The following is a 12777-nucleotide window of genomic DNA, read 5'->3' on the forward strand; positions in this document are numbered from 1 at the left end:
GACCACCGCGATCGAGAGGGCCACCTTGTGGGGCGTACGATCGTGGGGAGGCATGACGCCGCGGACATCGCCGGGAACGCGGGCAGACAGGGTTATCCGATGCGATGATGCGGGAGGGGCACGATGTTGCTGCAATACCTGCAAACCGCCTCGGCGTCGGGTGCGTGGCGGTGGTGCTTGCCGTGTGGGTGACGGCGGGGGGAACTTCGGCTATAAGTGCACGAGCTATGTTCTTGACGTCGTGAAAAAACGTCGACGAATCTCGGACGGCCGGCTGTGCGGCTATGCCGGGCGTTCAGCGTCGTGTGCGGCAAGTCGTCGCCCTGCGTCCACCGGTAGACAGACTCCGGTAATGTAATCGTTGTCCCAAAATGCCAGAACGGCTTGAGCAACGTTCTCCGGTGAACCTTCACGTTTGAGAAGTGTGCCTTCGACGGCATAACGCCGTTCGGAAGGGCGGAGGTGATCGGGCAGCATGACCGGCCCCGGTTCGATGCAGTTGACGCGGATACGCGGGTTGCGTGACGCAAGTTCGACGGCGAACGTGCGGGTGAGCGTCGGAATGGCTCCCTTCGATGCGAAGTAAGCGGCGTAGTTCAAATACGGCCGGGCGACTGCCCAGTCTCCGACGAGGACGATCAATCCGCCCTCGGGTTGTGCGGCCATGATCTTGCCGGCCTCACGACAACACAAGAACGTTCCCAATGTGTTGATGCGAAATTGCCGTTCGACATCCTCGGCGGACGTTTCTTCCAGCGGTTTCGCTTCCCATACCGACGCACAATTGACCAACACATCGAGCCGCCCAAAGCGTTCACGAATCGTCTGAAACATGCGATCGACGTCGGCCTCGACCGCCACGTCGGCCTGGATCAACTCACAGCAACCGCCTGCGCTGCGGATTTCCTCGGCAGTTGTTTGCGCTTCGGCATTCGAACCGCGGTAGTGAATGACGACCGCAAAACCGCGTTCGGCAAGGCGACGCAACACCGTGTTGCCCACACGACGTTTGCCGGATCCGGTGACCAGCGCGACCGGGCGTGAAGATGACGTTGCCATGAATCAACCTCGCCGAGAAGCATGCAGGACTCAACGAAAAAGGCACATCACGCCGATTAGGGGAGTGATGTGCCGGAATTGTATAACGACTTCAGGCTACGGCAAACAGGTCGTCAGGCGAGCAGCCACTGGTGGACCGCTTTGGCGGCCTGACGCCCCTGATTGATGGCGTGCACTACCAACGACGCGCCGCGGACGGTATCACCGGCAGCGAAAATGCCCTGCGACGACGTTTGCCAATCGTTTACTTTCACATTGCCGCGTGCGTCCAATTCAAGCCCGAACTGCTCGATCAGGCCTTCGTGGACGACATGGACGAAACCCATCGCCAACAGCACAAGATCGGCCTTGAGCGTGAACTCGGTGCCGGGCTTTTCTTTCATTTTCCAGCCTTCGGGCCCGTTTTCCCAATCGACCTCGACGGCATTCAGCGCCGTCACGTGACCGTCGTGCACCTCGAGCGATTTCGTCAAAACGCCCCAACGACGCTCGCACCCCTCTTCGTGAGAAGTCGACGTTCGCAAGATGCGGGGCCACAGCGGCCACGGTGTGTCGGGATTGTATTTTTCGGGCGGTTTGGGAAGGATTTCGATCTGGGTGACGGATCGCGCACCTTGCCGAATCGAGGTGCCCACGCAGTCGCTTCCGGTGTCGCCGCCGCCGATGACGACGACATCTTTGTCCTTGGCGTAGATCGCTCCTTCGCCTTCGGTAGGCACAGGATCGCCGGCGACGCGTTTGTTTTGCTGCCGCAGGAAATCCATCGCGAAATGAACGCCTTTCGCGTCGGCGCCGGGACAAGTCAATGCCCGCGGCTTGCCGGCGCCCATTGCCAGCACGACCGCATGGAAGGAACGTTTCAAATAGCGACCGCTGACGTCCTCGCCGACGGTTACCGACGGTTCGAAGCGAACGCCTTCGGCTCGCATTTGTTCGAGCCGTCGATCGATTACCGACTTATCGAGCTTGAAGTCGGGGATCCCATAGCGCAGCAGTCCGCCGATACGATCGTCTTTCTCGAAAACGACGACTTCGTGCCCCCAACGGGCAAGTTGTTGAGCCGCCGCCAATCCCGCCGGGCCGGAACCGACAACAGCGACTTTCTTGCCGGTGTGAATCTCGGGCTTCTGCGGACGAACCCAGCCTTCCCGAAACGCGCGTTCGGCAATCTGATATTCGATCTGCTTGATGTTGACCGGGTCCGAGTTGATCGACAGTGTGCAAGCCGCCTCACAAGGAGCCGGACAAACACGGCCGGTGATTTCCGGAAAATTATTCGTCGAGTGCAGGTTGTCGGCCGCGGCACGCCAATGATCCCGATACACCAAATCGTTGAATTCGGGAATGCGGTTGACGACGGGGCAACCCGCACCGTGGCAAAACGGGATCCCGCAATCCATGCAGCGAGCCGCTTGTCGGTTCAGCTCTTCGGCATCCAGCGGGATGTCGACCTCGCGCCAGTCATGGATGCGTTCCTCGACGGGGCGATGGCCGATCGGGACGCGGGGATATTCGATAAAGCCGGTCGGTTTAGCCACTGAACACCTCCTCGGTTGTCGGAGTCTGGTCTCCGCTGACCTGTTCCTGCTCGCGCAGACGTTCCAGGGCGCGGCGGTAGTCGATCGGCATGACCTTGACGAACTTGCCCAGGGCCGCGGGCCACGAATCGAGGATGCGTTGCGCCCGTCGGCTGCCGGTCCAGTGATAATGTTTCTCGATCAGCGTGTATAGCTGATTGATGTCTTCCTCGGCGATGACCGGTTCGAGGTCCACCATGTCGAGGTTGCACAACGTGTCGAACAGCTGATGCTCGTCGAGTACGTAGGCGATTCCACCGCTCATACCTGCGGCAAAGTTTCGGCCCGTTTTTCCAAGTACGACGACGACTCCGCCGGTCATGTATTCACAGCCGTGGTCACCGACACCCTCGATGACGGCATGCACGCCGCTGTTGCGGACGGCGAAACGCTCGCCCGCCAGACCGTTGATGAAGACTTCACCTGAAGTGGCGCCGTACAGCAACGTATTGCCGACGATCACGTTCTCGGTGGGGTCGAACGGTGATTCAGGGGGTGTGACGACCACGATCCGGCCGCCCGAGAGGCCCTTTCCGAGGTAGTCGTTGGCATCTCCGATGAGCTTCAAGGTGATTCCGGGGGCCAGAAATGCACCGAAACTTTGCCCGGCCGAACCGGTAAAGTTGATACGGATCGTGTCGTCGGGTAATCCTTTGCGTCCGCGTTTGAGCACCAAGCGGTTGCTTAGAATGGCCCCCACCGTTCGATTCACATTGCGGATCCGCATGTCGAGTTCGACCCGCTCGCCCGTGTCGAACGCTTTTTCGACCTTGGGCAGAATCTCCCAGTCGAGATGGTCCTTGTGGATGTTTGACTGGGGGCGCACGCGTCGCAGGGCACAGCCGTTCGACGTGTCGGGCATCGTCAGGATCTTCGAGAAATCGAGGCCTTTGGCCTTCCAGTGATCGACCGCCTTCTGGACGGACAAACGATCGATCCGACCGACCATGTCGTCGAACTTGCGGAACCCGAGCTGGGCCATGATTTCTCGGATCTCTTCGGCAACGAATGTGAGGTAGCGGACAAGGTATTCCGCCTTGCCTGCGAAGCGGTCTCGCAGATCTTGCCGTTGTGTAGCGATTCCCACAGGGCAAGTGCCCAGATGGCACTTTCGCATCAGAATGCAGCCCAAGGCGACCAGGGCGGACGTGCCGAATCCGAAGCGTTCGGCGCCGAGCAACGCGCCGATGACGACATCGCGTCCCGTTTTCATCTGGCCGTCGACCTGCACGAGGATGCGATCACGCAGCCCGTTGAGGACGAGGGTTTGCTGGGTTTCGGCCAGGCCCAATTCCCACGGGGCTCCAGCATGTTTGATGGACGAAAGCGGACTTGCACCCGTTCCGCCGTCATGGCCTGAAATGAGCACTTCGTCGGAATTCCCCTTGGCCACGCCGGCGGCAATCGTGCCGACGCCGACTTCCGAGACTAGTTTGACCGAAACCAGAGCCTCGGGATTGGCGCACTTCAAGTCGTAAATCAATTGGGCCAAATCTTCGATCGAGTAGATATCGTGGTGAGGCGGCGGAGAAATCAACGAGACGCCGGGGGTCGAGTGCCGCAGACGGGCGATTTCTTCGGTCACCTTGTGGCCGGGCAACTGGCCCCCTTCTCCGGGCTTGGCGCCTTGGGCCATCTTGATCTGAATCATCTTGCCGTGGGCCAAGTATTCGATCGTCACGCCGAAGCGACCGCTGGCGACTTGCTTGATTCCGCAGTTTGCCGAGTCGCCCGACGGCAAGGGTTTATACCGTTCGGGATCTTCGCCGCCCTCTCCGGTATTCGCCAATCCGCCGAGACGATTCATGGCGATGGCCAGTGTCTCGTGCGCTTCTTTGCTGATCGAACCGTGCGACATGGCACCGGTATAGAAGCGTTTTACGATTTCGGAGGCCGGTTCGACTTCCTCCAACGGTACCGGATCACCCGGCAAGAATTCGAACAACCCCCGCAGTGTGCACAACGCTTTGCTTTGATCGTTGATTTCGCGGGCGAACTCGCGGTACAGCTCGCGATCGTTGCGGATCAGCGCGTGCTGTAGCTTCGTAATCGAGGCGGGGTTCCAAAGATGTTTTTCGCCGTCGACGCGGTAATGGTATTCGCCGCCGAAATCGAGTTCCAGCTCGCCGGGATCCCGAGGTCGGAACGCTTCACGATGGCGGGCGAGCGTTTCTTCGGCGATCGTCGCCAGCGAACAACCGCCGATTCGGGACGCCGTGCCCTTGAAGTAGCGATCGACGACGTCGCTGTTGAGACCGATCGCCTCGAATTGCTGGGCGGCGTGATAGCTTCGCAGGGTGGAAATCCCCATCTTGGACATCGTTTTGAGGATTCCCTTTTTGACCGCGGTGATGTACTGGTCGACCAGTTGATCGACTTCGACATCTTGGGGTAGATCGCCCTCGCGGTGCATCTTGTGGATGATTTCGAACGCCATGTACGGATTCACGGCGTTTGCACCGTATCCGACCAAGAGACAAAAGTGCATTACTTCTCGCGGCTCGCCGCTTTCGATGATCAAGCCCGCTTCACTTCGCAGGCGACGATCGAGCAGGCCGTGGTGCAACGCCGCTGTTGCCAGGAGACTGGGGATCGGTGCCATCCGCTTGTCGGCGCCGCGGTCGCTGACGATCAACAGCGAGGCGCCGTCGCGAATGGCCTTTTCGGCAGCGTCCACCAAGTCTTCGAGGGCTTGTTCGAGAGCCTTGCCGGGTTCGTCCGTGTCGGCCGGGAACAGCGCCTGGAGGGTTTCGACCTTCAGGTGCGGATGGTTCACCGTTCGCAATCGCCGAATGTCGTCGTTGGTCAGAATCGGGTGCGGTAATTTGAGTTGACGGCAATGTTCCGGCGTCTCGTCCAGCAAATTGCGCTGCTTGCCGGTGAATGTCATCAACGACATCACCAACCCTTCACGGAAGGGGTCGATCGGCGGGTTGGTGACTTGTGCGAACAGTTGCTTGAAATAATTGAACAACAACTTCTGTCGATTCGACAGGACCGCCAACGGGGCATCGTTCCCCATCGAGCCGACCGGTTCTTGGCCTGCTTGGGCCATCGGACCGATCAACATGCTGAAGTCTTCGCGGCAGTAGCCGAATGTTCGCAATCGCGCCGCCAATGTTTCGTCGTCTAATTGCATCGGTTGCGAAGGAGCGAACAAGCCTCGCAGTTCGATGCGGTTTTCTTCCAGCCAGCGGCGGTACGGTCGCTGGCGCGCGATCTTGCCCTTGATTTCACTGTCGCGAATGATTCGCTGTTCCTCGGTGTCGATGAGGAACATCTTGCCCGGCTGAAGACGGCCTTTTTCTTTGATTTGGTCCGGCGGAAACTCGATGACACCGACCTCGCTGGCGAGAATGGCCAGGTTGTCTTGAGTGATGATATAGCGCGACGGGCGCAAGCCGTTCCGGTCGAGCGTGCCGCCCACCAAACGTCCGTCGGTAAAGACAATCGCGGCGGGCCCGTCCCACGGTTCCATGATCGCGGCGTGATACTCGTAGAAGGCCCGCTTGTCGATACTCATGTGGTACCGCGGTCCGAACGCCTCGGGAATCATCATCATCAAGGCGTGCGGGGCGGAGCGCCCGGCCCGCACGAGAAGTTCCATGCAGTTGTCGAAGCAAGCCGAGTCGCTCACGCTCGGCTCGAGAATCGGAAAAATCGTCGACAGATCGTCGCCCAGCACCGGGCTGGCCATCGTTTTTTCGTAGCCGGTCAGGCGACTCATGTTTCCCCGCAGGGTGTTGATCTCGCCGTTGTGCGCAATCATGCGGAAAGGTTGCGCCAACTTCCAGCTCGGGAAAGTGTTCGTACTGTATCGCTGATGCACGATCACCAGCGCGGTCTTTAGTCGCTCGTCCGAAAGATCGGGATAATATGCGAACAATTGCGGCGAGAGGAACATGCCCTTGTAGCAGATGGTTTTCGCCGACATGCTGGGGATGTAGAAATCCTCGGCCGGTTCGCCCAACTCCCGACGGACACGGTGTTCCAATCGCTTGCGCGTCACGTACAGTCGTCGTTCCAGGTCCTCATCCCGCAAGCCTTTACCATCGATGAACACCTGCACGATCACCGGTTCGGCGGCGCGGGCGATGTCGCCCAAGCACTCGTTCGAGCGAGGCACGTCACGGATGCCGAGGACCGCCAACTCGCTCTTCGCGATTTCGGCCTGAAGCAGATCGAGACATTTTTCTCGTACGGCCTTGTCTTGAGGAAGAAAGACCATCGCTGCGCCATACGCGCCGGGATCGGGAAGCCGGAACCCCAAGCGATCCGACTCTTCCGCGAAAAATTCATGCGGCAATTGGAAGAGCATCCCGGCACCGTCGCCGGTGATTTCGTCGGCTCCGGCGGCCCCCCGGTGCTGGAGGTTCATCACCACCTGCTTGCCGTATTCCAGAATCTTGTGGTCGCGACGGCCGGTGATGTCCACCACGGCACCGATACCACAAGCGTCGTGTTCATTGGCAGGGTCGTAAAGTCCGTGCGGCTTCGGAAACGACTTCATGTGTGAGATCCCAAATCTTGGTTTCAAACGGTGTGTTTGTCGTCGACAAACGCACAACGGGACGAGTCGAGTAGGCGACTCCTCGCATGTCGCGATAGGGTTTGGCACGCGGTTGCCGGCTTGCAGCCGAGGCGGTTCATCCATTCCGACATCGATTCCCGCTTCGGTGTCTGCAGGCAGCGTATGTTGCGGTCGTCCCGCAGGGAACTCCGACGATCGACACGGACCGCCGCAGCGGTTTGCTCTTCCGCACCCGATTCACACACTGACGGATACGCGCTCTCGGAACTCCCGCGGGCACAAGCCGAGAACAACTCATTGTAACTTAAGGCCATCTGAATTCAATGGGTGCAGATCATAAGTAAAACGCTCATTGATAAGCGCGAGATCAAGCGTAGGCACCCATTCCGAAAAAGAGACGCCGCTTCAGGAAACGGTACAGCCAGTAGTCTTCCGGGATTTCCCGGCCCGGTTGGTGGTGGCTCGGACGAGGCGTTGCGCTGCGTAGTTCAGCGTAGGCATCCCGACCGCTGGTGTCCAGTGCCCCATGCTGTTCCAGGAAATCGGCGAGTTCGTGGGGCTGTTCCAAAATGACACAACCGCGCGTGCGCTGATGTACGAATGTCCCGAATTCCTGCAGGAGACGGCTTTGATTGATGGTTTCGACGAGTCGGCCGTCGTTGTGACGAACGTTTTCCGCAGCAAACGAAAGCGGTGGACACGGATTGATGCCTCCCTTGGGGTCAATGTGGTACCCCAATCCGTGGGCAGCCGGACAGACCGCGCGGCCTTCGGCATCCCAGTAGGTATCAATGATGATAATGGGGTGACGACGGCGAAACGCGAGAATCTTTCGGCGAATTTCGACAAGCTTGTCGCCCGAGACTGCCAATTCCGGGCTCGGATCGGCGCCGACCGGGCGAAAGACGTAATACCAAAGGTACATTGCACCCGATTCGATGACGCGCCGGATGTAATCGTCGGAAAGCACCTCGTCGGCGTTGGCAGCGGTAATCGTCGTCGCTACCCCGAACAACAATCGAGCCCTTTTCAGCGCCGCAAGGCCTTCGACCGCGCGGACGTACGTCCCTTCCCCGCGTCGCTGATCGTTCGTTTGTTCCAGACCGTCCAAGCTGACAAGCGGAGTCACGTTTCCCAAAGCGCGCAGCCGCTTGCACGTCGTGTCGTCCAAGAAAAGCCCGTTTGTGATGATTTGGAAGTAACACTCGGGGTGCGCTTCGAGGAGATCCCAGAGGTGTGGCCAAAGGAACGGTTCGCCCCCCAGCAGCGTGTAAAAGTAGCTTGCCTGCGATTTGCCCGCTTCGATGATTGCTTCGGCATCTTCAAGGGACAGTTGGTCTGGAGCCCCATGGCTTTCGATCCAACATCCTCGACAGCGAAGGTTGCAAGCGTTGGTCAACGCGAGGAAAAGGAATGGTGGAAAGATTTCGCCTCGGCTTCGGCGACGGCGAAACGCCCGCATCGCGCGATTGCCTTTGTACACCCAAAGATATCCGGCCTTCAGCAGGATGCGTGGCGGTATTTCACGGACGATGCGGGCAAACAGACGATGGAACATGATGGTGGAGGTGCCGAGTGAGTCGATGCGAACGATGGAATGACCAATTATACTTGGGATTCACCGCGAATCGCACCCGCATTGAAGGCATCCTGACCGGTTGTGCGCCCTTCATAGCCCCATCGCTTTCCATAGTGACCCGTCCGACGTCCTCCCACGAGTTTCGGCATGGTGTCGACCGACCGAATCGAACGCGCGTACAAAATAGTGCTTGCCGACCTAATGGCGGCTCGGACAGCCGACTGTCATTGGGAGGGTGAGTTGGCGTCTTCTCCGCTCGGCACGGCGGTGGCCGTCGCGGCGTTGTGTGTCGCCGCGGACAATGTGCGTCAAACCCAGCGAGAAGATTCCGGCAGCGACACGTTCGACTCACGATTCGGATTCGATGGGCCGCTGATCCGCCGGGGAGTCGAGTATCTCCTTCGAACCCAACACGAGGACGGTGGTTGGGGGGATACCGACCGCGACCGCTCGAACATTTCGGCCACGATTCTGGCGGTCGCGGCGTTGCGACTGTGTGGTATGCGCAACGCAGAAGTGCGTGCGGCAATCGAGCGGGCCGATGCGTATATCGAGGCTTGCGGCAATCTCGAAGCACTTCGGCGTCGCTACGGAAAAGACAAGACGTTCGTCGTGCCGATTCTGACCACCGGTGCACTGGCAGGCATGAACGAGTGGCACGAAGTGACGGCATTGCCGTTCGAGTTGGCGTGTTTGCCTCATCGTTGGTACCGCGCCGTCCGACTACCGGTCGTCAGTTATGCGATACCGGCGCTGGTAGCCATGGGAATTTGCCGCGACGTGCATTTGCGCCCTCGCAATCCTCTGGTTCGACTGATTCGGCGGAGATTGAGGCGAAAAGCGATCGACATTGCCCAACAGATGCAGCCCGATAGCGGTGGGTTCTTGGAGGCGACACCGTTGACGGGTTTCGTGGTGATGGCGCTCGCTTCGTCGGGGTGGCGAATGCACCCGGTCGTCGAACGTGGATTGAAGTTCTTGCGGAATTCGATCCGTGAAGATGGATCGTGGCCGATCGATACAAACTTGGCCGTTTGGACCACGACGCTTTCGATCAACGCGCTCGCGGGTGCCGGCGAACCGTTGCCCGGAGAACATGTTCTGCGCTGGTTGGCTGCATGTCAGCACCGGGAGGAGCACCCGTTTACACATGCCCGGCCCGGGGGCTGGGGCTGGACCGATCAGAGCGGAGCTGTGCCCGATGCCGACGACACGCCCGGGGCCTTGCTCGCGCTGGCCGCCTATTGGGCCCGGCGCGACGAATTGCCCCCGGAGCTTCATGCGGAAATCGCCGATGCGGCTGTTTTAGGAATTCGTTGGTTGTTGGAACTCCAAAACCGCGATGGGGGATGGCCCACTTTTTGTAAAGGATGGGGAAAACTACCGTTCGACCGTAGCGGGGTCGATTTGACGGCACACGTGTTACGTGCGATGGACGCGTGGTTGCGGATCGCCGAATCGGAACAGAACGCCCGCGTAACCGGGTTGCAGCCTATCCGGGAGGCACGGCGTGCGATACTCGGCGCGGTTCGGCGGGGTTTCCGGTTTTTGAGGCAACGCCAACAGCCGAACGGGGCGTGGCATCCCTTGTGGTTCGGGAATGAATTCGTTGCCGGAGAATCGAATCCGGTATACGGGACGGCGAAGTGCCTGTTGGCATACTGTGAATGGGGGAAGATCGCATCCCCCGAAGTTGAATTGGGGGTTCACTGGGTGACCACGCATCAATGCCGAAATGGTGGTTGGGGCGCTTGTCGGGAGGATATCATAGGGGGGCCTTCGCGATTCGATCATGAGGAACGGAGCGAAGTGGCAACTGTCGAAGAGACGGCCTTGGCGTTGACTGCGTTGGCCGCGGTCGGGAATCCGTCGGACGAATCGGTTGCTCGTTCGATAGAGCGAGGCGTCGAGTGGCTGTGCACCGCGGTGGAATCCGGTGCGCATCGCCGGGCGGCGGCCATCGGGTTTTATTTTGCGAAGTTGTGGTATTACGAAAAAATGTACCCATTGGTGTTTGCTTTTGAGGCGTTGGCCGCGGTGAAAAAGCGGTACGTGCAAAACGAAGTGATCTGATCGCTGCAAGGTCGCACTGCGAAGGAAAGTCGGCATCGGCACGGTAAGCCGGATAGCCGTTGGAGCGGAAGCACGCGCTAATTTGAAACCGCGATCAGCAACAGCAGAGAAAGACCACGAATCGTGGAAAGTCCGTTGAGAATGGGCGATAGCGACGGGGCTTTGGGCGATCGCGTTGCCTCAGGCGCGTCGGCAGCGCAGAAGCAGGTGCCTCCGACAAGAAACTTGCGCGCCTTGATCCGAGAGCAGGCTGTTCGCCGTGCCGCCGAACTGCCCGTCGAAAGGCCGATTCGTCGTGCCGACATCGAAGCCAAGGCACGTGCGGCACTTGCCGATTGCAACTTGCCCGAGGCCTATTTAGGGTGGGCGATGGTATCGATCGGTTCTGCCTTTTGGCGGACTCGCGTCACGCGAATCCCTTATACGCGGCGCTTGCTGCTGTTGCCGCACTGCCTGCGAAACGTGACCGTGTGTCGGGCACGATATGATGCCGAAGGGCTTCACTGTTTGGGATGCGGTGGTTGTGATCTGACGGCGGTCAAGGCAGAGGCTGAGCGACTCGGATACGACGTTCTGATCGCCGAAGGGTCGCCGGTGGTCATGCGGCGAATTTTGGCCGGCAAGACCGATGCCGTGCTGGGCGTGGCGTGCTTGAACACACTTGAGAAATCGCTGGAGAAGATTCTCACCGCCGGCATTCCGTGTATGGCTGTGCCTTTGTTGGCGGATGGATGTAAGAGCACCTCCGTCGATCTCGATTGGGTGTACGAGATGGTGCGAACACCCTATCGAGAAGGCGGCACCGGTGATGTTTCTTACTTGTCGTTGATGCGGGCGGCCGCGCGGCTGATGGAGCGGGAGTCGCTCGTCGAATTGCTGCCTGAGTTTTCGGATGCGATTGCGGCGGCCTTCGAGGCCGAAAGAGAAACGCAGTCTTGCGAATCGTTGATGATCCAAGCGGCAGGACGACTTCCGGCGTTGGTTACCGAGATTCCGGCGTTTTCGTTCTTGCGGGCGGGCGGGAAGTTCTACCGACCGTTCATCACGCTGGCTGCGTACGATGCCGTGACGGGCAGTCGCGTTCTTCGCGGCGAGGCAGAGCCGGAAGACGTCATTTCCAACACGGTGCGTTGCGCGGCATTGGCGGTGGAAGTGTTTCACAAGGCCTCGTTGGTGCACGACGATATCGAAGACGACGATGCGTTCCGTTACGGTCGCCCTGCCCTGCACCGGCAGTACGGGGAGGCAGCGGCCATCAACATCGGCGATTTCTTGATCGGCGTGGGGTATCGTCTGCTGGCCGACGAGAAGGTTCCGGCGACGAAACGCGGGGCGTTGGTTGCGCTGTTCTCGCAAGCACACCTGCGGCTGAGTCGGGGGCAAGGTGCAGAATTGCTGTGGCGCCGGACCGGCCGCGACTTGTCGCCGGTGGAAATCTTGAAGATGTACGCGTGGAAAACATCGCCCGCGTTCGAAGCCGCGTTGTTTGCCGGAATTCTTTCGGCAACCGAGCAGATCCCGCAGCAAGAGGTGTTGGCAGCCTTTTCGCGGCACCTTGGCGTGGCCTTTCAAATCCAGAACGATTTGGATGAGTGGGAGCCGGACCCGCACAACAAGCGGCTTGCCGGGGGCGACGTCCTGGATGGAAAGCCGAATCTCTTGTGGGCGTTGGCGCGGTACGCAGGTGCCGACATCCCGTTCCGAGACCGTATCTCCGAAGAATACTCGGAGGCACAGCGGCAGACATTGCTGGCGGAGATTTGGGAGCGTTATTACCGCGTTGGAGCGATCGATCGAGCCGTCGAACTGCTCGAAAGGCACCGAGCACGGGCGATCGAATTGGCCGGGGAAGTAAGAGACGCTCGACTGCGCGAATTGTTGGAGTATTTTGCCGATGCCATGATTCGCAAAGCAAAATGCTCGTGAGCGAAAATGTCGGTGCGAAAGAGAGATGGGAT

Annotated in this window: 6 protein-coding genes; 2 read left to right on the forward strand and 4 right to left on the reverse strand. The window is 59.5% G+C overall.

What is annotated here, in order from left to right; translation table 11 throughout:
- Positions 1-282: 282 nt before the first annotated feature.
- From ACYQ2I_RS09025 to ACYQ2I_RS09040, 4 genes are all read right to left on the reverse strand, one after another.
- Positions 283-1059 carry an SDR family NAD(P)-dependent oxidoreductase gene (locus ACYQ2I_RS09025; protein ID WP_460166681.1) on the reverse strand — a complete coding sequence of 259 codons (777 nt, stop codon included), beginning with the start codon at positions 1057-1059 and terminating at the stop codon, positions 283-285.
- Positions 1060-1172: 113 nt separating this feature from the next.
- The gene (locus ACYQ2I_RS09030; protein ID WP_460166682.1) at positions 1173-2597 is read right to left on the reverse strand and encodes a glutamate synthase subunit beta; all 1425 of its coding nucleotides are present in this window, start codon (positions 2595-2597) and stop codon (positions 1173-1175) included.
- The gene (gene gltB, locus ACYQ2I_RS09035) at positions 2590-7146 is read right to left on the reverse strand and encodes a glutamate synthase large subunit (RefSeq protein ID WP_460166683.1); all 4557 of its coding nucleotides are present in this window, start codon (positions 7144-7146) and stop codon (positions 2590-2592) included. Before gltB ends, ACYQ2I_RS09030 begins: the two co-directional genes overlap by 8 nt.
- Before the next feature lie 388 nt (positions 7147-7534).
- Positions 7535-8725: a radical SAM/SPASM domain-containing protein gene (locus tag ACYQ2I_RS09040; RefSeq protein ID WP_460166684.1), complete on the reverse strand. Its 1191-nt coding sequence runs from the start codon at positions 8723-8725 to the stop codon at positions 7535-7537.
- Between the two features lie 168 nt (positions 8726-8893).
- On the opposite strand from ACYQ2I_RS09040, the gene ACYQ2I_RS09045 reads away from it, so the two are divergent.
- Positions 8894-10819 (forward strand): prenyltransferase/squalene oxidase repeat-containing protein, encoded by a 1926-nt coding sequence (locus ACYQ2I_RS09045; RefSeq protein WP_460166685.1) that lies wholly within the window; start codon positions 8894-8896, stop codon positions 10817-10819.
- A gap of 141 nt (positions 10820-10960) precedes the next feature.
- Complete coding sequence (locus tag ACYQ2I_RS09050) at positions 10961-12745, forward strand: polyprenyl synthetase family protein (RefSeq protein ID WP_460166686.1); 1785 nt, start codon at positions 10961-10963, stop codon at positions 12743-12745.
- The last annotated feature ends 32 nt before the right edge of the window (positions 12746-12777 follow it).

Source organism: Thermostilla marina (assembly GCF_054657455.1).